Raw genomic sequence first — 22,778 nt, 5'->3', positions numbered from 1 at the left:
TTATCAGCAGCAGCGCATGCCGCCTTTGCCATCTCCGCCGTAGCGCGCCTGCTGGCGCTCACGGAAGAACTCTTTGTAGGTCATCATCGGTTTGTCCGGATGATGGGTCTGCATATGCAGCACATAAGTATCGTAGTCAGGAATACCGACCAGCATCCTCGCCGCCTGGCCGAGGTATTTTTTTGCCGCGCCTAAGTTGTCGAACATCGTGTCTTCCCCGTTGTGCGGGCTGGGCATGCCCAGCCCCTGCGAAAGTGCGGGATATGTCCCGCACACGGTGGCTAATGGCCGGATGAAATCTTCACCCCCTCTTTCGGCACCGCCACGTACGGCGTTTCGGTATCGGTCGGTTGCGCGATCTGGCGCGCTTTCAGCCAGGCTTTGAAACCGTAGAAGATAATACTGTAAACCACCACCAGGAACAGGATGCTCAGGCCTGCGTTGGTGTAGTTATTGATCACGATATGGTTCATGTCGGCGATCTGCTTCGCCGTCAGCTCACCCCCTGCCGCCACCTTCGCTTTATACTCCCCGGCCATATAGAAGAAGCCTTCCATCTGCGGGTTACTGCTAAACAGCTTAAGCCCCAGCGCCCAGGTGGTACAGATCAGCAGCCACACAGCAGGCAGCACCGTTACCCAGATATACTGCGTGCGCTTCATCTTAATCAGCACCACGGTCGCCAGCACCAGCGCGACGGCAGCCAGCATCTGGTTGGAGATGCCGAACAGCGGCCACAGGCTTTTCACCCCGCCCAGCGGATCAACCACGCCCTGATACAGCAGATAACCCCACAGGCCGACGCAGCCCGCCGTGCCCACGATGCCCGCCAGCAGCGAGTCGGTTTTCTTGAGGAACGGCACAAAGTGGCCGAGCAGGTCCTGCAGCATAAAGCGGCCGGAGCGCGTACCGGCATCCAGCGCGGTCAGGATAAACAGCGCTTCGAACAGGATACCGAAGTGATACCAGAACCCCATATCGGCAATCGGCATGATTTTATCGAACACGTGGGCGATCCCCACTGCCAGCGTTGGCGCACCGCCGGCGCGGTTGAGCACCGAAGGCTCGCCGATGTCCTTAGCGGTTTGCATGATCTGTTCAGGTGAAATCACAAAGCCCCAAGAGCTGACGGTGGCCGCGGCCTGCGCCGTGACATCTTTTAACTGCGCCATTATCAGCGGCGCGTTATCGCCGCCCAGCTCGTGCAGATTTGGCATGGTAATGCCGAGGCCCGCAGGCGGGGTGTTCATGGCAAAGTAGAGACCCGGCTCAATAATCGATGCCGCCACCAGCGCCATCACCGCCACAAAGGACTCCATCAGCATCGCGCCGTAGCCAATAAAGCGCGCATCGGTTTCGCAGGCCAGCAGCTTTGGCGTAGTGCCGGAGGCGATCAGCGCGTGGAAGCCGGAGACGGCACCGCAGGCGATGGTGATAAACAGGAACGGGAACAGCGCCCCTTTCCACAGCGGCCCGGTGCCGTCAATGTACTGGGTGAGCGCCGGCATTTTCAGCTCCGGGTTGAGGATCACGATGCCGATCGCCAGGCCAACGATCACGCCGATCTTCAGGAAAGTGGCGAGATAGTCACGCGGCGCGAGGATCAGCCACACCGGCAGCAGCGCGGAGATAAACGCATAGCCGATCAGAGTAAAGGTGATGGTGGTGTCCTTAAAGGTCAGCGCCGGGCCCCAGTACGGATCCTGGGCCACTACGCCGCCAAACCAGATGCTGGCGACCAGCAGGACTACGCCAATAAGCGAAATTTCCCCGACGCGCCCCGGGCGGATAAAGCGCATATAGATGCCCATAAACAGCGCGATCGGCACCGTCGAGCAGACGGTAAACACGCCCCACGGGCTTTCCGCCAGGGCTTTCACCACGATCAGTGCCAGCACGGCGAGGATGATGATCATGATCAGGAAGCAGCCAAACAGGGCAATGGTGCCCGGCACGGCACCCATCTCTTTTTTGATCATCTCGCCCAGCGATTCACCGTTGCGCCGCTGTGAGATAAACAGCACCATAAAGTCCTGCACCGCCCCGGCCAGCACGACGCCAGCCAGCAGCCACAGTACGCCGGGCAGGTAGCCCATCTGCGCCGCAAGCACCGGGCCGACCAGCGGGCCAGCGCCGGCTATGGCAGCAAAGTGGTGACCAAACAGCACGTTGCGGTTGGTCGGCACATAGTTGAGGCCGTCGTTATTGATCACCGCAGGCGTGGCGCGCGTTGGGTCGAGCTTCATCACCTTCTGGGCGATGTACAGGCTGTAGTAGCGATATGCCACCAGATAGACCGATACCGAGGCCACCACAATCCACAGCGCGCTGATATGTTCGCCGCGCCTGAGCGCCACCACAGCCAGGCAGCAAGCCCCGATGATGCCGAGGATCATCCAGGGTATATGTTTGAAAAAATTATTTTTATTCATAGGGAACCTGGTCATTTTCGTGTTGAAAAAAGGGGTAAGAGAGACGGGTCTATGGTGGCGAATTTCAATACCATCAGGGGGGATTATTGCTTGAGCGGTTGTATAGAACGATAAGCGGTTGCTCGCCGGACTAAGCGGTTTTTCGGCGCAGTTAAGGGATTGAAAACTGTGATTAAGGTCTCGTTGATGTCAAGGTGTTTGGCAGCTGGCCTTGGCTCGGGTGGTAAAAACCACCCGTTAGCCCGATGTTGAAGTGATTACTGGCTGAGGCTGTCGCGTGCTTCCTGCAGTTCCTGCTGGGCGCGTGCCAGTTTTTCCTGCTGTTTAGCAATTTTCTTACTGCTACCACCGGCCTGAGCTTCGCGCAGGTCGGCCTGGCGCTCGGCGACTTTTTCCATCTTTTCCTGCACTTTCTGCTGACGGTCGGCCATCAGGCTGCTGTCGGTGCAGTGCTGATCGATCTCTTTCAGCGCTCTCTCCAGACCGGCTTTCTGTGCGCTGTTGCCATGGGCTTCGGCGTACTGGATCTGCTGCGCCACTTCGGCACGTTTCGCGGCACAGCCGGTCAGGGTTTCAGCGGCATGAGCTGAACCCATGACCATCAGCAGTGAAGCCATCAGAAGACGAATTTTCATGGTGAATACCTCTGTGATTTATCCCCAGCTCAGCCGAGGAATTTAAGATTTGGAACCCGGCCAGCATCGCCAGCCGGGGAAGGGAAGAGCGGAAGTTACCCCGCGAGGCGTAATCAGCCTTTGATAACGCGATCCACTGCGGCCTGAGCACACTGCTCATCCAGATTGCCGCCCGGTGCTCCGCCCACGCCGACTGCGCCGATCACCTGGTCGCCGTCACGCAGCGGCAGGCCGCCAGCCAGCAGCAGGAAGCCAGGGACTTCACGCATGCCGGCGGCGCCCGCGTTAGACTGAGCGGCTTCCATCACTTTGCCAGACGGGTTTTTGGTGCTGAGCGCGGTGAAGGCTTTCATCTTGCTGGCTTCGATGGTGTGCGGGCCAGCATTGTCCATGCGCTGCAGGGCTTTCACATTGCCGCCGCGATCCAGTACGGTCACGCTAACGTTGTAATTTTTGGCCGAGCAGGATTTGATCACCGCAGCAGCGAGGTCGTTAGCCTGCTGCAGTGAGATGTTTTTTTCGGTCAGGGTGGCGGCGTGCAGGGGCTGAGCCGTCAGGCCAGCCAGAACGGCGAGTACAGGGAAGGTCAGTTTCATTTTAGAGGTTCCGGTTATTTTTCAGAGAACCCTATTTTGCGAAATATACCCTGTAACAACTATTCGGTTAATTACCCGTTCGACCTGGTAGATTTACCAGGTTGCGACAGCATTTTCAGCCGGGCGTACTCCCAGACCAGCGGGGCGAGGCTGCTGACTTCCAGCCGGGCGAAGATCGAGGCGCGATGAGCTTCGGCAGTGCGCGGTGAGAGCGAAAGTGCGCGGGCGATCTCCTTGGCGCTTTGGCCCTCGACCAGCAGTTCGAGCACTTCGCGTTCACGCAGGGTGAGCTGGGCGAATTTGTTCTCCAGCAGCTGTCGCTCCTGCTGCTGCGCGGCCCGCTGCTCGCTCTCTACCAGCGCTTCGCTGATGCAGTCGATCAGCTTGTCGCTGTCGAGCGGCTTGGTGAAAAACTCCCAGGCACCGTGCTGAAAGGCGCGGCGGCAGAGGTCGATGGTGCCGTGCCCGGTCATCAGGATCACCGGAACCAGCGGATAGTGCTGCGAGGTCTCCTCCAGCCAGCTCAGGCCACTTTTGCCGGGCATGCGAATGTCCATCAGCAGGCAGCCGGTTAGCGTGGGCGTTACGCTGCTATCGGCTTCAAAGGCGGCCACGCTGCTGTAGGTAGTGACCTGCCAGCCCAGCGTTTGCAGCAGAAAACTGAGTGAGTCGCGGATTGAGGCATCATCGTCAATCAGCCAGATAGGTGAGGTACTCATTGCTGCTCCCATAACTGAAAATGCAACTGGATACAGGCACCACCGCCCGCATGGTTGGCGAGGGTGATTTTGCCGTTCATGCGCAACATCAGGGTTTCAGCCAGCGACATCCCAAGGCCAATTCCTTCACTGCGGGTGGTGTAAAACGGCATCAGCGCCTGCTCCATTCCTTCGGTTGAGAATCCGCGCCCGCCGTCGGTTAAGGTTAGCACCACGCTCTCCTCTTCGCGGCGGCAGTGCACCTGCACCCAGCCTTTGCGCTGGCTGCTTTGCGCCTGTATCGCATTGCTCAGCAGGTTGTGCAGCACCTGTTCCAGCCAGAGCGGATCGGCTTTTACCTGTAGGGAAGGCGGGGAGAAGTCGCGCTGCACGGTGATATCGCCTTCGCGAATTTCACGCGCCAGCAGATCCTCCACTCGCGTCCAGACGCGTTTGATCTCTACCGCGCCCAGCGTGACTTCACGCTGTTCCAGATGGTCGCGAAAACGCTGTAGTAGCGATGCGATGCGCTGTGTCTGACCCAGCGCGCCTTCCAGCGCGGCAGGTATCTGGCTGACGTCGCCTTTGGCCAGCAAATGCTGTGCCGCCTTTAACCAGTTCTGAATCGCCGCCAGCGGCTGATTGATCTCATGCACCATGCCGGTGGTGATTTCCCCCAGCGCATTCAGCCGGGTATGTTGATAAAACTGCGCGCGGCGGTCGGCCTGGCGCTGGCGCTGGTACTGGTGCACGAACACCATCATCAGCGTCAGCAATACCGCCAGCAGCAGCGGTGGCCACAGTGCGAGCGCCTGCCACCGTGGCGATGCGCTGGCCGTCAGCGTGAACGGCTGCAGCTCCTGGGCGAAGGTGGTGCTCCAGTGCCACCAGCCGCTGCTCTCCTGAGCCTGGGAGCTGAGCAGCACGGTGCCCTGCCAGTTGAGCGCCAGATGCTGAAAGCCAGACTGTTTTCTCGCGTCGTCAATCACCGGGCGGAAGTCGACCAGTTCGCGCACCTGCTGCCAGGGGTTGTTCAGCCAGTAGCGGCCATTGTCCGCTGGGGTAATGCGGATCTCCTGCGAAGCGTTGGCAGGCAGCGGCTCAATCGCCACAATTTGCGGAAATTTATGGTTCAGGGCGGCGGCATCGCTGCCGGGGGAGATCAGCGGCAGCACGGCGGCATTTTGCGTTAAGCGGTAGGCAATCTGGGTTTCCAGTGCCTGAAAAGAGGCCTCAAAGCTTTTCCACTGCTGATAAAGCTGCATGCCAGGCACCAGCACCAGCGGGATCAGCATCAGGATCAGCCAGACGATCAGGCTGCGTTTTATGAGCGGAGGCATCACCAGTTTATCCTTATATCAAATGGGCTGCCTGATTGAGCCTTAATTATTACCAGGAATCAACCGTGCGGCGAGTTGAACAGGACCGGTCCCGGTAACGAAAATGAGTAATGAGTGCCATATGTAAATTGTTGACGCGTTTCGGAAAATACGTTAAATCACTGGAGCCTTTCTGATTCGCTATTTTTAGTCACATTAAAATAATAAAAAAAATCCAATTTCACTGGAGCTATTTGCATTATGCCAGGACGAAGAACAGGTAAAACCCCTAACGAAGAACATCTCGAATATCTCTGCCGGATGGCTTTCCTGAGTGGTTTAGGGGTTATTGTCGGGTGGCTGGCGGTATTTAGTTTGATGCACCAATGGGGAGAGGTTGAATCACTGCTGGTGATGGCAGGTGCAGCCCTGGCCAGCTGGCGGGTGGCAATGCGCGGCAATTTTTCCAGCGGGCTGATGCTGGCCCAGCTGCTTCATCTTATTTACGTCGTGGTGTTTTGCCTGCGCTATGATATTCCCGACCAGGGGATCCCGCGAACCACGCACCTGTATCTGCTGACTATCGCGCTGGTGGGCTATATCAATTATCAGCGCAGGCACACGCTGGCACAGCTGGCGCTTATCGCCAGCACGCTGCTGGCGTTTATTATTCTCAGCAGTGCCGACCTGGTCTATCCCTTTGCCCACCCCATGCAACACCAATTGCGTATTTATATCCCGCTGGTGAATGTCATTTTAGCCACGGGGATTTTATGCGCTGGCATCGTGGCGATGCAGGCCGACTTTTCCCGCCGCAGCGAGAAGATCCGCGCGATCCAGCATGCGCTCTACAATGACGAATTCGTGCTGTTTTATCAGCCGCTGCTGAATGCGACCGGGCAGATTAACGGAGCCGAAGCGCTGCTGCGCTGGCAGCTGCCGGGTAAGGGAATGGTGCCACCGTCCGGGTTCATTCCCGCTGCCCAGCAGGCCGGGCTGATGCCTGCGGTGGGGGACTGGGTGATCGGCAGCGCTTTTCGCGAGCTGGCACACTGGCAGGCGAACCCGGCGACGGCGCATCTTACGCTGTCGATCAACGTTACCGTGGATCACCTGATGAAACCTGAGTTCGTTGCGCGCCTGATCCAGCAGGCGGACAGGGCGCAGATCCCCCCTGCGCGGGTTAAGCTTGAACTGACAGAGAGCGTGTTTGCCTCCGATATTGACGCCGTGGTGGCGAAAATGGTTGCCCTGGCCGCCGCCGGATTCCGCTTCTCGCTCGATGATTTTGGCACCGGTTTTTCATCGCTGAGCTACCTGCGCCGCCTGCCGCTGGAGCAGATCAAAATCGACCGCAGCTTTATCTCCGGCGCCAGTGAAAATCGTAAGGGTGCCGTGATCGCCAGGAATATTGCGCGCATGGGGCTGGAGCTGAAGCTGGAAGTGCTGGCGGAAGGCATTGAAACGGCGGAGCAGTGGTCGCTGATGCAGGATTTCGGCTGTACGGCGTTTCAGGGTTTCTACTTTTCGCGCCCGCTGAGTATGGAAGATTTTCGCGCTTTTGCGCTGCAACATCGGCAACAGGGGCCCGCGTGAAGGAGGTTGACGGTTTCAGGCAAAGCCCCGGTCCGATCGCCGGGGCTTTATTACTCCTGCGCCATCAGCCAAACAGCCGCTGGCGGTTTTGCGTCAGCGCGTGCGCCACGTCGGGCAGCATCGGGAAGGAGCTTTGGCCGCCATATTTCTGAATTGAGCAGGAGCTGATCTCCGCCGCGAAGGGAATCGCTTCCTCCAGGGCAATATGGTTGACCAGGCAGTAAGCGATGCCGCCGATAAATGAATCCCCCGCCCCGGTGGTATCCACCACGTCCGGGCAAAACACCGCCGGATAGTGCTGCGCTCCCGCCTGATTCGACAGCACGGCGCCTTTTTCCCCCAGCGTAATAATCACCTGGCCATTAACCCGCTGATGCAGCTCCGCCGCGCAGGCGATGGCATCGCTCACCGAGGCGACGGAGCTTTGATTCATCAGGCTGGCTTCGGTCTCGTTGACCACCAGGAAATCGACCTGGCTGAGCGCCTGCGCGCAGATGTGGCGGGCAGGGGCATTGTTCAGCAGGATCTGGCAGTGGTGCTGGCGCGCCAGGGCGATGGCGCGATCCACCACCTGTTCAGGGATCTCGGACTGCAGTATTACCAGCGGCCGATCGCGAAACAGATCGTCGGTGATATCGGCTTCGCCGATCAGATAGTTCGCCCCTTTAATAATCGTGCTGCAATAGTCACCGGACTCGAGGATCTGCACGATGCCAATGCCGGAGGTTTTTCCGCGCTGGCTAATTTGCGTCACGGAAACCCCGTTCTCGCTCAGCGATTTAAGCAGTTCGCTACCGTAAATATCGTTGCCGACACAGCCCACCATATTCACATTCAGCCCCAGTTTGGCGCACTGCACCGCCTGGTTTGCGCCTTTTCCACCGGGCATCAGCATCAGCTCATTACCGGTGAAGGTCTCCCCAATCTCCGGCAGGCGATCCTGCTGGACGAGAATGTCATAGTTAAGACTGCCAATAACAACAACATGATGTTTCATCATTTCGGCCCTTAATTGGCGGTGCGTTTGGACGCCACCGCATTTCTGGTGTTGTGTAAACTGGTCTGGCTCTTTTCACTGGTTTTGCTGGCAATAATGGTGAAAATGGCGTCCAGAATATTGAGGTGGACAATACGCGTGGTGGCATTTTCCCCGGTAATCGGGTTGTTTTTCACCGAGGAGATAATTGAGTGCTTGGCGATCAGGCTGAGCGGGCTGTTGGGATAGTTGGTCAGGCAGATGGTTTCGGCACCGTGCTCATTAGCGGCTTTGACCATCTGGATAATATCGGTGGTCTGCCCGGAGTGCGAAATCGCCAGCAGAATATCGCCCGGCTGCATCAGCGAGGCGGTCATCAGCTGCTTGTGGCTGTCGCTGAACACCGAGGAGAAGATGCCAATCTTGAGCAGCTTATGATTGAAGTCATCGCAGATCGATCCCGACCCCCCGCAGCCGGCAATAAAGATGCGCGCGCTTTCCGGCTTGTTAATGAACAGCCAGGCGACGGCCTTGATCACCGCGCTGTTAATCACGCTCAACGACTCCTGGAGCGCCATCACTGAATTCAGGAAGGTGCTCTCAATAACCTGTTCGACATACTTTTCCGAGTCGGGGATCAGTGGAATATCGACGATCTCCTCCTGCGAGTTAACCTGCCTGCCAATATTGAGCTTGAGATCGTGAAAACCGGTGAACCCCAGCTTTTTCGACACTTTGGTAATACTGGAAACGCTGACGTTGAGATAATTAGCGATATCCGTGATACACATTTTAGATAATGACTGGGGGTTGTCATCAATAAAGCGGGCAATTGAACGTTCTTTTTTACCCAGCTCGGGTGCAAGCGTTCGCGCCAGTAAAAATATCTCATTGCCTTTAAGTCGGTTATGCATGATTAGGGCTCGTAGAAAACTTTATCCGTAAACTAGCATGGGGGGTAAACGAAAAGTGTTAACCAGATCACATGCTGTAAAACGTTTTACTATGTCATTTTACTGTGAGTAAAATAAAATCATCGTATTACGCGATTTCATTTTACTGGCAGGAAAATGAAAGTATAAACATCTGTTTTAAAAGTGTTTTACTGATAGTAAAATTTTCACTATTAAAAACTCTCTGTCAGTTTTATTTTCGGTGTTATTTGATTTTTACCATTTACCAGGCGGGTAAAGTCACTTATAACGCAAGGGAAACTTCATGCAAGGATATTTAAAATGAAATTCTCTTCCCGTATTAATTCATTTCGTTCACGTCCCGAGTTATTTGATGCTAAGAATAAAATGGACACCTGCGATCTGATTACCCGTATGGGTAGCGTAGATGGCTTAACGCATATAGAACTTAACTACCCGGAACACTTTGTTGGCCAGAGTAAAGAGCTGATTAAAAAGACCATCGCCGATAACAACCTGCAGGTAGGTGGCATCGCGCTGCGCTATAACAAGGAGTTTATCGACGGCGAATTCACTAATCCCGACGCCGCGCTGCGCCAAAAAGCGATTGATATTACGCTGGAAGCGGCAGAAGTGTGCAAGTACCTCGGTGGCAATACCGTCACGCTGTGGTTTGGCTACGATGGCTATGACTATCCGTTCCAGCAGGACTACTTCCGCGCTTACGAGCTGCTGGTCAGCGCCCTGCAGACCGTCACCCATGCACACCCGGATATGCAGTTCAGCTTTGAATACAAACCCTACGAGCCTCGCACCTTCTCCTTTATCGGCGATGTGTCATCGACCCTGATGCTGATTGACGATGTGGGCGCGGATAATCTCGGCATTACTCTCGACTTCTGCCACATGATCATGAAGAAAGAGAACCCGGCTTTCTCACTGTTCCAGTCGGCTCGCAAAAATCGCCTGGTCGGCTTCCATCTGAATGACGGCTACGGACATTTTGACGATGGCCTGATGCTGGGCTCGGTGCATCTGATGCAGACCCTGGAATACATCTATTACGCAAAACGCGTGAATTTCAGCGGCCTGATCTATTTCGATACTTTCCCAAGCCGCGAAGACCCGGTGGCCGAGTGCGCGCAGAACATCCGTATGTACAAGGCATTGGCCGGCTTTATTGACCGCCTGAGCATCGCTGAAATCGACCAGCTGATCAAAAGCCAGGACGCGCTGAAAGTGCAGGGCATGCTGATGAAAATGATCGCCGAATAAAAACAAAATCAGACTCTTACCTCTTACTTACTACCAGTCGGTGTCAGACACTGGGGGAAACTATGTTGAATAAAATAGGTTTGCCTAAGAACTTGCTGTGGGGCTATATCGGCCTGACTATTTTTATGATCGGCGACGGGGTTGAACAAGCCTGGATCTCTATCTGGCTGGTGGAAAAAGGGCTTTCCGTCGCTCAGGCTTCTTACCTGCTGACCGCTTATGGCGTGACCGTAACGCTGGCCGCCTGGGTGACCGGCGTGCTGGTGCAAACCCTCGGCCCGCGTAAGGTGATGTTGTTTGGTCTGCTGACCTTTGTGGTTGGCAGCATTGGCTTTATCGCCCTCGGCCTGCAAACCATGCATATGGCGTGGATGCTGCCGTTCTATGCGATACGCGGCATTGGCTATCCGCTGTTTGCCTATTCGTTCCTGATCTGGATTAACTACAGCACGCCGGTGGAACGACGCGCGACGGCGGTCGGCTGGTTCTGGTTCACCTTCTCGCTGGGCTTGAGCGTGATCGGGCCGTTCTTCTCCTCGCTGGCGCTGCCGGTGCTGGGCGAAATCCACGTGCTGTGGGTAGGGATGCTGTTTGTGATCGTCGGCTCCGTGCTGGGGATCTGGGTGAATCGCGACGTGGTGCCCGCTTCCGAGATCCACCCGTTCAGCGCCGCCGAGTTGCTGAAGGGCATCACCATCCTGCAACGCCCGGTGATTGCCATGGGGCTGGTGGTGAAATCGGTCAACGGCATTGCGCAATATGGCCTGGCGACGTTTCTGCCGCTCTACCTGATCAGCTATGGCTACAGTAAAACCGAGTGGCTGCATATGTGGTCGGCGGTATTCCTGGTAGCGATTTTTGCCAACCTGTTCTTTGGCTTCTTCGGCGATAAATTTGGCTGGCGCACCACCATTATGTGGGTCGGTGGCTTCGCTTATGCTGCGGTGCTGATTTTGGTGTGGGCGGTGCCGCAGGTACTGGGCCACAACTTCTATGTGATGATGTTTGTGCTGTGCCTGTGCGGGATCACCATGGCGGGCTATGTGCCGCTGTCGGCCCTGTTCCCGATGCTGGCGCCGGACAGCAAAGGGGCGGCGATGTCGGTGCTGAACCTGGGGGCCGGTCTGGGGGCGTTTATCGCACCTGCCATCACCGCGCTATTTTACTCTTCGCTGGGTGCTGGCGGCGTACTGGGGATATATGCCGGGCTGTATGTGCTCAGCGGTGTGCTCACCCCGTTCCTAAAAACCCCGGAGGAGCTTGAGGCGCAGGAAGTGGTGAAGGGCAAGGGGGCACTGCGGCACTCTGAATAGCTGTAGCCGGGCTTGTTGCCCCGAGGTAAAGAGGACTTTCAGTCTGACGTACCCGGGGCGTTACCGTTTCGTTCCGCTTGGGGAATGATAAAAAATCATTAAAATACAAATGGTAAAAATAAATTCTGATTATTTTTCACTTGACGGGTTGTTGATTTTTTAACCTTAAAGTCGCATAGTGGCTGAATGGTCACCGTTTGAAATTATATATCAAGGATGATGTCTGTTATGCCTGTACTCATGAAAGAGGATAGTACAATGATTGTTTATCCAGTCTCTTACAGCCCATCCGCTGTAGCGCGGGCATTCAAAATCGTGCATTCCTTCGAGATTGCAGGCGTGGCTATGGCTGTTATTTATGATGCAGCGACGCCACGTGCGGCCATCATTAAGACTGAACCGGAAGAAATCGATGGCGTTAAGCGTAACCGCGCTATCGCTATCCTGGAGCTCGAACGTAAGAAGACAGTAGGTGATGTAGTGCTCTCTGTTGAACGGTTCTGGCAAGACGATGCTTTACAGGTCGAGAGCGTTTGCGTAGAGGGTACACAGCGCGAATTAGGGTTAGCCACTCTACTGTATGAAACGCTGGTTAATGAGTGTGGGGTGGTTCTTATGAGCAATCACATGCACTACCCAGGCGGGAAAGCATTGTGGAAAAAGATTGCGGAACAATCAAAGAGTCTCGCCATATTTGTTCTCGATACTGACCTCGGAGCATTTTTCCCGTATGACGGGCAGCACCTGATATATAATGGCGTATCAATACCAGAGGATGCGATCTGGTCATTACACCCCGATGAATCGCGCCGTGGCGTGATTCTTGTAGCAAAGAATAGAGAAAGATTAGCCGCATACGCCGCATAAAATTAAACCCGCCGCTGGCGGGTTTTTTTTCGCCGTTTGGTCACGGCCGCTGCGAGTTTTGCCGCAGCGGGAACAGGCGGGTATTGATAATGGCAATATTCACTTCGCACGGCTGACCATCATCAAGAAACACGGTTTCGTTGATTTCAATCACCGCATCGTTTTGCGCCAGGTTAAGCAGGGCCAGCACGTCAGGATCGGTGAGATTGAGCGCCGTTAAGTTTTGATCCCTGCGCTGTATTTTTTTACCGGTTATCTGCTCAAGGTAAGAGTATTTGGATATTTCCAGCTTGCTGAACTCCATGCTGCTAAACAGGCTGACCGGCAGGTGAATGTGTTCCAGCGCCACGGGAATATCATCGAAGCACATCAGGCGTAATATTTTATAGACCTGGTCGCTGTTCTTAATGCGTAACGCCTGCGCTATTTCCGCCGAGGGCACGCGCATAATACTGACCGAGACAATTTTTCTCACCCCTTTGTGGCCGTGCTTTTGCGCCTGATAATCAAAAGGGGAGAGGGCATGAAACCTTCCGGCGTTATTGCTGATGCCAATAGAGCCAACAAACAGCCCGGATCCTTTCACCCGGTATATTCGCTGCTGCTCAATCAGGATCCGCGTCGCTTCGCGCACGGTTGCGCGCGTAATGCCAATATTTTTGGCGATGGCAATTTCCGTATCGAGCTTATCTCCGGGCAGCAGTTTGTCAGCTTTAATTTTTGTCAGGATATAATCGACAACTTCTTTCTGTTTTTCTGTAATGCCATCGATCATTTCAATTCATCCCGCTCAGAGTGAGGGCCGACTCGCCTGAGTCGTGCCTGCACAGGTGTGCTCTTTATTATTGCTGTATGCCACTTCAGTGACATCGAGTTGTGATCAAGTTAACGAATTTACATTCAAGCTCAACATGTCCAGCACTATTTTAACTTTACATATTGTATCTGTACACCTCCGGGTTCATCATCAAGATGACTATACATCTTAAACCTGTCTAGACTTGATTATAGAGTACTAAATTCAAGCGACAGGGGCAGCAGCTCTCAATGATGTGACAGATAACGCTATCAGCTTCATTCACAGATCCCGAAGCTGACTGTACATCACTGCGAGCTTTCCCAGGAGAAAAGCGATGTCGCAGCTGGCACAGTGGTTGAATAACGAAAAAATTCAGTATGTTGATAACGTGGCGGACTGGAAAGAAGCGCTGCAAATTGCCGCGCGTCCTCTGCTTAATGAAGGGGCAATCGCACAGAGCTATATTGATGCCATTATTCGGCAGAAAGAGGAGATTGGGCCTTATTTTGTCATCGCCCCACATATTGCCATGCCCCATGCGCGCCCGGAAGAGGGGGCCAGTCAGCTGGGGTTATCTATCGTCAAGCTGGGGCAGGCGGTGAAGTTTGATTCGGAAGAGAATGACCCGGTCGACGCTATTTTTATGTTTTCTGCCCCGGACAGTCATAGCCATATTGAAATGATCTCGCAGCTGGCGGAGGTCCTTTCTGACGAAGAGATAATGGACAAAGTTTTTAATGCGCGCAGTCAGGAAGCGCTTAAAAAGATTCTGTTAGCAGACAATGCTTAACTGACAGTGTGATTATCAACAACAGGTGATGAGGTCTGAGATGAAAATTATGGCGGTGTGTGGTTCAGGTTTAGGCAGCAGCTTCATGATGGAAATGAATATCAAGAAAGTGCTGAAGAAACTCGAAATCGAAGCGGATGTTGACCATTCCGATCTCGGGTCTGTGACCCCTGATGTGGCAGATGTCTTCGTCATGGCGAAGGATATTGCTTATAGCGCCAACCTTCCGGAGGGAAAAGTTATCATTATTAATAATATTATCGACCTGAAAGAAGTCGAAAATAAAATACGCGAGTATTTTGATAAATAAAAAATTTGTCACTTTAGATGAACACCTTACCCTAGAGGTTACTATGTTTACTCAAAACCTTTTGCAATTTGTCGTCGACGTGCTGAAGGTGCCATCCATTCTGGTGGGGCTGGTGGCGCTATTCGGGCTGGTGGCACAGAGAAAGCCTTTCCCCGAGGTGATTAAAGGGACGGTGAAAACCATCCTCGGCTTTCTGGTGCTGGCTGGCGGGGCAACGGTACTGGTCGGCTCGCTGACGCCGCTGGGTGACATTTTCAAACACGCTTTTGATGTGCAGGGGATCATCCCCAACAATGAGGCGATGGTATCCATTGCACTGGCGAAGTATGGCGCACCGACCACGCTGATTATGGCTTTCGGTATGGTGGCTAACATTGTCGTTGCCCGTTTTACCCGACTGAAATATATCTATCTGTCAGGCCACGTCACTTTTTATATGGCCTGTATGGTGGCCATTATTTTGTCGGTGGCCGGTTTTGAAGGGGTGCAGTTGATTTACACCGGCTCCCTGGCTCTGGGCATGCTGATGGCATTTTTCCCGGCGCTGGCCCAGCCCTATATGCGTAAAATCATCGGTGGCGATCATGTAGCCCTGGCGCACACCGGAACGATTGGCTATGTGTTATCGGGCTGGATTGGTTCGGTAGTGGGGAAAGGTTCGAAATCCACAGAAGAGATGAACATGCCAAAAAACCTGAGTTTTTTGCGCGACAGCACCATCTCCATCTCCCTGACCATGATGATCATTTACCTGATCCTGTCTGTTTCCGCAGGTAAAGAGTATGTCGAGAGCCACTTCAGCAACGGTCAAAACTACCTGGTCTACTCCTTTATTCAGGCGATCACCTTTGCTGCTGGGGTGTTTATCATTCTGCAGGGCGTGCGCTTAATCCTTGCGGAGATTGTCCCGGCCTTTACCGGCTTCTCTGAGAAGCTGGTGCCCAACGCACGGCCTGCGCTGGACTGCCCGATCGTCTTCCCTTATGCCCCTAACGCAGTGCTGGTGGGCTTTATTTCCAGCTTTGTAGGCGGCCTGGTGGGGTTGTTTATCCTCGGCCAGCTGCACTGGGTATTGATCCTGCCGGGGGTGGTACCTCACTTCTTCTGCGGCGCTACGGCTGGGGTATTTGGTAATGCGACCGGCGGCAAGCGCGGTGCGATTTGCGGCGCGTTTGCCCACGGCATTTTGATCACCTTCCTGCCTGTGGCCCTGCTGCCGGTGCTCGGTGCGATTGGGCTGACCAATACCACCTTCTCGGATACCGATTTTGGCGTGGTGGGTATTCTTCTCGGCAATATGGCGCGCTTTATGGATAAAGGCACCATCACCATGATCATTACCGGTATTTTTGCGCTGCTGGTGGTGTACAACTTTGCGGCGAAGAAGAAGGTGATAGTGGAAGAGAGTCCAGAGTAATACCTTTGTGGATCACATCCAGAGAGGAGACGCTCTCTGGATTGATCAGGTACTCTTTGCCGCTATGGGGTAACGCGAATCACTTTCTGCGTCAGGCTCATGGCGGAATCAAACGGGCTGGTATTGCGCACGATCTTGACCATCACGCTGGCACCCAGCCAGAGCTGGTAAAGGCTTTCAGCGACGTTAGCGGCAGTATCATCAATCACCAGTGAGCCTTCGGCCACGCCCTTCTCCAGCGCATCTGCCAGGCGCGAAATAATTCCAGACGTACCAGACCGAAGGGTTGCACGCATATTATCTGAGAGATCGGCCACTTCGGCACCGAGCTTGACGGCAAGGCACCTACCCTGGCAATCGGAGAATGACTGTGTTTCTTGCCACAGTCGCCAGTAATTCATCAGCCGCTGCGCCATCGTCAGACCGGGCTGGCTGAGCGTGCTGTCGAGCTCTGCCAGATAATCCGCAAAATAGTGCGCCAGCATATCAACGCCGAAGGCTTCTTTCGAACTGAAATAGTGATAGAACGAGCCTTTAGGGACACCCGCATCTTTGAGTATTTCATTCAATCCAACGGCAGAAAATCCCTTACCGGCCATGATGCGCTGGCCTGTAGCAAGAATGTGGTCGCGGATTTCATTGCCATGGAATTGAGTTGCAGTTGTCATAGGGTCACGTTATCAAAAGCCAGGTCGGTTGTCTGTTCGCGGGAGAGTAGAACCCTATTTTCACAAAAACGGCTCTACTCGTCCACGCCACAATATCAGCCTGCTGCTATTCAGCCAGCTGTTTAAGCAGCTGTTCTGCCGTCGCTGCAGACGACGTTGGGTTTTGTCCGGTGATCAGCAGGCCATCACTGACCACATAGGAACTCCAGTCCGGGCCTTTGGAGTAGATCCCGCCTTTGGCAATCAGCTCGTCTTCCACCAGGAATGGCACCACCTCAGTCAGGCCGACCGCTTCTTCTTCACTGTTGGTGAAGCCGGTCACCTTTCTGCCTGCCACCAGCGGTTTTCCTTCAGGCGTTGTGACGTGGCGCAGCACGCCCGGCGCGTGGCAAACCAGGGCGACGTGTTTGTTAGCCGCCAGGAAGTTCTCGATAAGCCTGATGGAGTTTTCATCCTCGGCCAGATCCCATAGTGGACCGTGGCCGCCTGGATAGAATACTGCGTCGTAGTCAGCCGCTGAAATGCTGTCCAGGCGAACTGTCGCGGCGAGCTGGGCGGTTGCTGCCGCATCGGCCTCAAAGCGGTGAGTATGCTCAGTCTGGAAGTCAGGCTCATTACTTTTTGGATCTAACGGCGGGTTGCCGCCTTTTGGCGAGGCCAGGGTGATCTGCGCGCCGGCATCTTTAAATGCGTAGTAGGGCGCAGCCAGCTCTTCCAGCCAGAAACCGGTTTTGCGTCCGGTATTGCCCAGCCGATCGTGTGAGGTTAACACCATAAGAATCTTCATCATCAATCTCCTGCCGTTAAGTTTAGCGTTTAAATTAGACCAGTCGTCTATGGCGCGGTGAGATTCGTGCCTGCGGTGTGGCTGAAGTAAAGTTAACACCAATTAGACCAGTCGTCTAGTTGCGATGGATAAAAACTTTCAGCGTGAGTTTGCAGAAGGAGATGTGCCGTGATGATTCCGCTGTGAGATACCGCAGAAAGCAAAAAACCCGCCATAGGCGGGTTCTTCTGAATGTGGTGCCCGAACCCGGAATCGAACCAGGGACACGGGGATTTTCAATCCCCTGCTCTACCGACTGAGCTATTCGGGCAACGGGGCGCATTAAACCGTATGCCATCGATCCCGTCAACGGCTTTATTGAAGAACAGCGACTGATTGCACTCTTTTCCATCAATACTGTTCTGAAAGACCAACTTATCGTCACTTTTTCGGGCAAATCTATAGCATTGAGGCGCTGAACTCCCTGCCGCGCAGGCTGTTTTGCCGGTTGAACCAGCAATTAAAAAATGCCATTATTGCGAAAATTCTGACGTGTTCATCATCCCCGTATCGAGGTCGCCGCCATGAGAGGTTCACTGCTGCCAGCCAGCATCTGTAACCGACATCTGCTGATGCCGGGCGCCCGCCGATCTTCCTGCTGTAATACCCTGTTGATAAATTCTTTCACCGTGCGGTGAGGTTTTCTTACGCTTAACTTTTGGCCATGCGTAAAAACAGACGCGATCTGATTTTACTGATGTCTATCGGTCTGAGCGGCACTTCATCGCTGACAGCCTGTGACTCTTTCGCCAGCAAGGCGTTTTTGCGCCTTGCTATGCTGTGCCTCTGGCACCCACTCATCCTTGACCGCCTGGGATTTGTGCTATGACACCTTTGAAAATTGCAGCCAGTACCACCGTCGCTATTCACCTCCAGACCGGGCGCGAAGTCGTGACGCTGGATAACACCGACTTTACCGATGTGGCAGCGGTGGTGCTCTCCGTTTCTGATTCGCGCTCCGGCGTGCTGGCGCTGCTGCGTCATACCGGTTTTAACCTGCCGGTATTTATCGCGCTGGATGATGCTTCGCAGGCGGAAGATCTGCCGGCGGTGGACGGCGTGCTGAGCGGAGAGGCGGAAGATGCTGCGCTGCTGGAAGCCGCCGCCGCGCAGTACCAGGCGCAGCTGCTGCCGCCGTTCTTCCAGACGCTGACCAAATACGTGGCGATGGATAACACCACCTTTGCCTGCCCCGGCCATCAGGGCGGTGAGTTCTTCAAAAAGCATCCGGCAGGACGGCAGTTCTTCGACTTCTTTGGCGAGAACGTGTTTCGCGCTGATATGTGCAATGCGGACGTCAAGCTGGGCGATTTGCTGATCCACGAAGGCTCGGCCAAGCATGCGCAGAAGTTTGCCGCGAAGGTGTTCAACGCCGATAAAACCTACTTCGTGCTTAACGGCACCTCCAGCGCCAATAAAGTGGTGACCAATGCGCTGCTGACGCGTGGCGATCTGGTGCTGTTCGACCGCAATAATCATAAATCCAACCATCACGGAGCGCTGATCCAGGCCGGGGCGACGCCGGTTTATCTGGAAACCGCGCGCAACCCGTTTGGCTTTATCGGCGGCATTGACGCGCACTGTTTTGATGAAGCGTACGTGCGCAAACAGATCCAGCAGGTTGCGCCGCATCGCGCCAGCGACGAGCGCCCGTTCCGCCTGGCGGTGATCCAGCTTGGCACCTATGACGGTACGGTATACAACGCGCGTAAGGTGATCGACAGCATCGGCCACCTGTGTGACTACATCCTGTTTGACTCGGCGTGGGTCGGCTACGAGCAGTTTATTCCGGTGATGCAGGCCTGCTCGCCGCTGCTGCTGGATCTCAAACCCTCAGACCCTGGCATTTTCGTTACTCAGTCGGTGCATAAGCAGCAGGCGGGCTTCTCGCAGACCTCGCAAATCCATAAAAAAGATAACCACCTGCGCGGCCAGCAGCGTTTTTGCAGCCACAAGCGGCTGAACAATGCCTTTATGCTGCACGCCTCTACCAGCCCGTTCTATCCGCTGTTTGCCGCGCTGGATATCAACGCGAAAATGCATCAGGGCGAGGCCGGACGCCGCCTGTGGCACGAGTGCGTGGTGCTGGGGATTGATGCGCGTAAGGCGATCCTCGCGCGCTGTGAGATGATCCAACCATTTATTCCCGACGAGGTTGACGGTAAACCCTGGCAAGATGCGCCAACGCATGCGATCGCCGCCGATCCGCGCTACTTCAGCTTTGCGCCAGGCGCAGCGTGGCACGGCTTTGCCGGTTATGAGAAGGATCAGTATCTGGTCGACCCATGCAAGCTGCTGCTGACCACGCCGGGCATTGATGCCGCCAGCGGCAAATATGCCTCGTTCGGCATTCCAGCCACCATCCTCGCCAACTACCTGCGTGAGAATGGCGTGGTGCCGGAGAAGTGCGATCTTAACTCGATCCTGTTCCTGCTGACCCCGGCGGAGAGCGTAGAGAAGATGGCGAAGCTGGTGGCGAAGCTGGCGCAGTTCGAGCAGCACATCAAAGAAGATGCCCTGCTGCGCGACGTGCTGCCGACCATTTACCGCAAAAATGCGGCCCGCTATGCGGGCTATACGCTGAAGCGCCTGTGTCAGGAGATGCACGATCTGTACGTCAGCCACGACGTGAAGGATCTGCAAAAGGCGATGTTCCGCCAGCAGAGCCTGCCAAAAGTGGCGATGAACCCGCAGGATGCCAATATCGAATTTATTCGCGGGAACGTGGAGCTGGTGCCGATCGCTGAGGCAGAAGGACGCATCGCGGCGGAAGGCGCGCTGCCTTATCCTCCGGGCGTGCTGTGCGTGGTGCCGGGCGAAGTGTGGGGCGGGGCGGTTCAGCGCTATTTCCTGGCGCTGGAAGAGGGGCTGAACCTGCTGCCGGGCTTCTCACCGGAGTTGCAGGGCGTGTATGTCGAAGCGGGTGAAGACGGCGTGAAGCGCCTGCAGGGGTATGTGCTGGCGTGAAAAACTGGGTCGGGCATGCCCGACCACTACGGTGACTCAGCGCAGGGGCGAGGCATGCCTGACCATTAAGGTGGTTCAGCGCAGGGGCGAGGCATGCCCGACCATTAAGGTGGTTCAGCGCAGGGGCGAGGCATGCCCGACCATTAAGGTGGTTCAGCGCAGGGGCGAGGCATGCCCGACCATTAAGGTGGTTCAGCGCAGGGGCGAGGCATGCCTCGCCCGGTACTAACCCACGCTTTATTGCAGTTCAAGAGCATCTTCCCGCGCCTGGCGCACGATAGCTTTGGCAATCCACTTGCCGATATCCTGTAGCTCATCGTTGTCACAGCCCCAGATATCCTTCATCACCAGAAAAATCTCTGAGCCGTAAACCAGCGACAGCGACTGCAGCACGCGCTCCATTAGCGCGGGCGGCAGCTCTTTACTCAGCGGCGCGGCGACCTGGGTCAGCATCGCTTTACGATTGCCGCGCACCAGCTTCTCTTTTGGCGGCACCGCATCGGTCGACTGCGACTGCGCCCACTGGGTTAGTGACAGGTGCAGCGCAGCCCTCAGCGTACCTTCATGCTTCAGCATGCGCGGAAAGGCAAAGCTCAGAAGCTCATCAATGCGCTCGCTGGCATCCTTTTTGGTCGGCTGCCAGTGTTTAATCGGGCTAAGCGTCTCCGTGACGATAGCTGAGACCAGCGCGCTTTGCGTGGGGAAGTAGCGATAAGCCGTGGCGCGCGACAGCTGCGCTTCCTGGGCTACTTCAGTGATAGAGGGAAAGGCCCCGCTATCAAACAATTTCATCGCTGTATCAATCAGTAAGCGGCGTGTTCTTGCGCGTGTTGATGTTAACCCTAACACCCCAGCGGAATCCCTTTGCTCCACGATAACCTCATTTTTCCAGTTCAAACGATCTCATCTTCGGGTCGGCAGACAGCTATATGTGTCACCGGCGTTGACTGCCCGGGAACGGTTATGGCTGTTTCCCGGTACTATAAGCGTAGTCAAAATCACCACGAGACTCATATTTCATTCAATTGATTTATCAATCTTCAAGGTGCTACTGTTAGCGTCACTTAGTGTGGTTTCTTTGTACCTTATGGTTATTTACGTTTTTATCTCAAGTTAATCAACTCTTTATTAATCTAAATAACAGGTTTTTTTAACGCCAATGAATAATGATACTGGATCCATCTACGCTGTTGCGACAGCGGATACTAAAGGAAGGGAACTGTTTTACGTCAGCGGGCTGATTGCTCAGGCTGGAGTAAAAGTCGTTACAGTTGACCTGTCAACTCAACAACTTAGCACACCTTTTACCGGTGATATTTCTGCCGAAACCGTGGCGGATTTCCACCCTGAAGGGCGCGGTGCGGTGTTCTGTGGCGACAGGGGGAAGGCGATAGTGGCGATGGCCAGGGCTTTTGAGATTTTCCTTAGCCAGCGCGATGATGTAGCCGGGGTGATCGGCTTAGGCGGTTCGGGCGGTACGGCCTTGATCACGCCCGCAATGCAGGCGCTGCCGGTGGGCATCCCGAAGCTGATGGTCTCCACCATGGCGTCCGGTGACGTTTCCGGCTATATCGGCGCCAGCGATATCGCCATGCTCTACTCGGTGACGGATGTTGCCGGGCTGAACCGCATTTCGCGCCGGGTGCTGGGCAATGCCGCGCATCAGATTGCCGGGGCGGTAATGTTTTCCGTGCCGCCGGACAGCAGCGATAAGCCGGCTATCGGCCTGACGATGTTTGGCGTTACCACGCCGTGCGTTGAGGCCGTCAGCAGCGGGCTGGAGGCCGACTATGACTGTCTGGTATTCCACGCCACCGGCAGCGGCGGCAAAGCCATGGAGAAGCTGGCAGACAGCCATATGCTCTGCGGGATGCTGGATCTGACCACCACCGAGGTGTGCGATCTGTTGTTTGAGGGCGTACTGGCCTGCGGTGAAGATCGTTTTGATGCGCTGGCGCGCAGCGAAGTACCCTGCGTCATCTCCTGCGGGGCACTGGATATGGTCAACTTCGGCCATCCTTCCACTATTCCGGCAAAGTACGCGGCTCGCCAGTTCTATCACCACAATCCGCAGGTGACGCTGATGCGCACCACGGTGGAAGAGAATGTGGCGATGGCACGCTGGATCGCGGAAAAGCTCAACCGCTGCGCGGGTGAGATCCGCTTTTTGATCCCGGAAGGTGGCTTCTCGGCGCTGGATGCAGAAGGCCAGCCGTTCTGGTCACCGGAAGCGGATCGGGCCTTTATCCGCACGCTGGAAGCTGAGCTAAAGCAAACCACGCTGCGACAAATAATCAGACTGCCGTGGAATATTAATCATCCACAATTTGCCGCTGCGGCGGTGGCTCAATTTCGCCAACTGGCACCCAGAGGAAAATAA

The 22,778-nt window shown here is 55.1% G+C and carries 21 protein-coding genes and 1 tRNA gene; 9 read left to right on the top strand and 13 right to left on the bottom strand.

Annotation, left to right across the window (positions count from 1 at the left end; translation table 11 throughout):
* Positions 1-3 precede the first annotated feature (3 nt).
* The 6 genes from ACLI4M_RS05700 to ACLI4M_RS05675 form a co-directional block, all read right to left on the bottom strand.
* Positions 4-207: a YbdD/YjiX family protein gene (locus ACLI4M_RS05700; RefSeq protein WP_048914688.1), complete on the bottom strand. Its 204-nt coding sequence runs from the start codon at positions 205-207 to the stop codon at positions 4-6.
* Positions 208-281: 74 nt separating this feature from the next.
* Positions 282-2,432, bottom strand: coding sequence for a carbon starvation CstA family protein (locus ACLI4M_RS05695; RefSeq protein ID WP_133622779.1), 2,151 nt, complete (start codon positions 2,430-2,432; stop codon positions 282-284).
* Between the two features lie 257 nt (positions 2,433-2,689).
* Positions 2,690-3,067 (bottom strand): DUF1090 domain-containing protein, encoded by a 378-nt coding sequence (locus ACLI4M_RS05690; protein WP_133622780.1) that lies wholly within the window; start codon positions 3,065-3,067, stop codon positions 2,690-2,692.
* A gap of 113 nt (positions 3,068-3,180) precedes the next feature.
* Complete coding sequence (locus ACLI4M_RS05685; protein WP_133622781.1) at positions 3,181-3,663, bottom strand: GlcG/HbpS family heme-binding protein; 483 nt, start codon at positions 3,661-3,663, stop codon at positions 3,181-3,183.
* Between the two features lie 71 nt (positions 3,664-3,734).
* Positions 3,735-4,382 carry a response regulator transcription factor gene (locus tag ACLI4M_RS05680; RefSeq protein ID WP_133622782.1) on the bottom strand — a complete coding sequence of 216 codons (648 nt, stop codon included), beginning with the start codon at positions 4,380-4,382 and terminating at the stop codon, positions 3,735-3,737.
* A complete protein-coding gene (locus ACLI4M_RS05675; RefSeq protein ID WP_253539454.1) occupies positions 4,379-5,701 on the bottom strand; it encodes a sensor histidine kinase in 1,323 nt (440 codons plus the stop codon). Before ACLI4M_RS05675 ends, ACLI4M_RS05680 begins: the two co-directional genes overlap by 4 nt.
* 240 nt (positions 5,702-5,941) lie before the next feature.
* Between ACLI4M_RS05675 and ACLI4M_RS05670 the strand changes: the two genes are divergently transcribed.
* A complete protein-coding gene (locus ACLI4M_RS05670) occupies positions 5,942-7,276 on the top strand; it encodes a putative bifunctional diguanylate cyclase/phosphodiesterase (RefSeq protein WP_133622784.1) in 1,335 nt (444 codons plus the stop codon).
* Positions 7,277-7,340: 64 nt separating this feature from the next.
* On the opposite strand, the gene ACLI4M_RS05665 is transcribed toward ACLI4M_RS05670, so the two are convergent.
* Together ACLI4M_RS05665 and ACLI4M_RS05660 are read right to left on the bottom strand one after the other, a co-directional pair.
* A complete protein-coding gene (locus tag ACLI4M_RS05665) occupies positions 7,341-8,273 on the bottom strand; it encodes a ribokinase (protein WP_133625011.1) in 933 nt (310 codons plus the stop codon).
* 11 nt (positions 8,274-8,284) lie between these two features.
* Positions 8,285-9,166 (bottom strand): SIS domain-containing protein, encoded by an 882-nt coding sequence (locus ACLI4M_RS05660; RefSeq protein ID WP_048914687.1) that lies wholly within the window; start codon positions 9,164-9,166, stop codon positions 8,285-8,287.
* A gap of 321 nt (positions 9,167-9,487) precedes the next feature.
* Between ACLI4M_RS05660 and ACLI4M_RS05655 the strand changes: the two genes are divergently transcribed.
* The 3 genes from ACLI4M_RS05655 to ACLI4M_RS05645 all read left to right on the top strand — a co-directional run bounded on the left by ACLI4M_RS05655 (position 9,488) and on the right by ACLI4M_RS05645 (position 12,621).
* Complete coding sequence (locus ACLI4M_RS05655; RefSeq protein ID WP_133622785.1) at positions 9,488-10,441, top strand: sugar phosphate isomerase/epimerase family protein; 954 nt, start codon at positions 9,488-9,490, stop codon at positions 10,439-10,441.
* 62 nt (positions 10,442-10,503) lie between these two features.
* Positions 10,504-11,754: an MFS transporter gene (locus tag ACLI4M_RS05650; protein ID WP_133622786.1), complete on the top strand. Its 1,251-nt coding sequence runs from the start codon at positions 10,504-10,506 to the stop codon at positions 11,752-11,754.
* Positions 11,755-12,012: 258 nt separating this feature from the next.
* Complete coding sequence (locus tag ACLI4M_RS05645; RefSeq protein ID WP_166643153.1) at positions 12,013-12,621, top strand: hypothetical protein; 609 nt, start codon at positions 12,013-12,015, stop codon at positions 12,619-12,621.
* Between the two features lie 40 nt (positions 12,622-12,661).
* Here the strand turns inward: ACLI4M_RS05645 and ACLI4M_RS05640 are convergent, their stop codons facing one another.
* The gene (locus ACLI4M_RS05640) at positions 12,662-13,396 is read right to left on the bottom strand and encodes a GntR family transcriptional regulator (RefSeq protein WP_133622788.1); all 735 of its coding nucleotides are present in this window, start codon (positions 13,394-13,396) and stop codon (positions 12,662-12,664) included.
* 358 nt (positions 13,397-13,754) lie between these two features.
* Here ACLI4M_RS05640 and ACLI4M_RS05635 point away from each other — a divergent pair, with 358 nt between their 5' ends.
* From ACLI4M_RS05635 to ACLI4M_RS05625, 3 genes are read left to right on the top strand one after another with little or no spacing between them, the layout of a single operon-like run.
* The gene (locus ACLI4M_RS05635) at positions 13,755-14,210 is read left to right on the top strand and encodes a PTS sugar transporter subunit IIA (RefSeq protein WP_133622789.1); all 456 of its coding nucleotides are present in this window, start codon (positions 13,755-13,757) and stop codon (positions 14,208-14,210) included.
* Positions 14,211-14,250: 40 nt separating this feature from the next.
* On the top strand, positions 14,251-14,520 hold the full coding sequence (locus ACLI4M_RS05630) for a PTS sugar transporter subunit IIB (RefSeq protein ID WP_048917272.1): 270 nt from the start codon (positions 14,251-14,253) through the stop codon (positions 14,518-14,520).
* A 43-nt stretch (positions 14,521-14,563) separates the two neighbouring features.
* Entirely contained in the window at positions 14,564-15,937 is a 1,374-nt protein-coding gene (locus ACLI4M_RS05625; RefSeq protein ID WP_133622790.1) for a PTS ascorbate transporter subunit IIC, read from the top strand.
* Between the two features lie 62 nt (positions 15,938-15,999).
* On the opposite strand, the gene ACLI4M_RS05620 is transcribed toward ACLI4M_RS05625, so the two are convergent.
* The 3 genes from ACLI4M_RS05620 to ACLI4M_RS05610 all read right to left on the bottom strand — a co-directional run bounded on the left by ACLI4M_RS05620 (position 16,000) and on the right by ACLI4M_RS05610 (position 17,702).
* Positions 16,000-16,605, bottom strand: a complete 606-nt coding sequence (locus ACLI4M_RS05620; RefSeq protein WP_133622791.1) for a TetR/AcrR family transcriptional regulator — start codon at positions 16,603-16,605, stop codon at positions 16,000-16,002.
* Between the two features lie 106 nt (positions 16,606-16,711).
* Positions 16,712-17,392, bottom strand: a complete 681-nt coding sequence (locus tag ACLI4M_RS05615; RefSeq protein ID WP_048917265.1) for a type 1 glutamine amidotransferase domain-containing protein — start codon at positions 17,390-17,392, stop codon at positions 16,712-16,714.
* Positions 17,393-17,626: 234 nt separating this feature from the next.
* Positions 17,627-17,702, bottom strand: a tRNA-Phe gene (locus tag ACLI4M_RS05610).
* Between the two features lie 554 nt (positions 17,703-18,256).
* Between ACLI4M_RS05610 and ACLI4M_RS05605 the strand changes: the two genes are divergently transcribed.
* Positions 18,257-20,398, top strand: coding sequence for an ornithine decarboxylase (locus ACLI4M_RS05605; protein WP_133622792.1), 2,142 nt, complete (start codon positions 18,257-18,259; stop codon positions 20,396-20,398).
* A 237-nt stretch (positions 20,399-20,635) separates the two neighbouring features.
* On the opposite strand, the gene ACLI4M_RS05600 is transcribed toward ACLI4M_RS05605, so the two are convergent.
* Positions 20,636-21,271 carry a TetR/AcrR family transcriptional regulator gene (locus ACLI4M_RS05600; RefSeq protein ID WP_048917263.1) on the bottom strand — a complete coding sequence of 212 codons (636 nt, stop codon included), beginning with the start codon at positions 21,269-21,271 and terminating at the stop codon, positions 20,636-20,638.
* 286 nt (positions 21,272-21,557) lie between these two features.
* Between ACLI4M_RS05600 and ACLI4M_RS05595 the strand changes: the two genes are divergently transcribed.
* Entirely contained in the window at positions 21,558-22,778 is a 1,221-nt protein-coding gene (locus ACLI4M_RS05595; RefSeq protein WP_048917260.1) for a Tm-1-like ATP-binding domain-containing protein, read from the top strand.

It is taken from the genome of Erwinia sp. LJJL01, from assembly GCF_047300805.2.
Lineage (GTDB): Bacteria > Pseudomonadota > Gammaproteobacteria > Enterobacterales > Enterobacteriaceae > Erwinia > Erwinia aphidicola.
The sequence above is the reverse complement of the archived record's forward strand: the minus strand, read 5'-3'. Positions and strand labels throughout refer to the sequence as shown.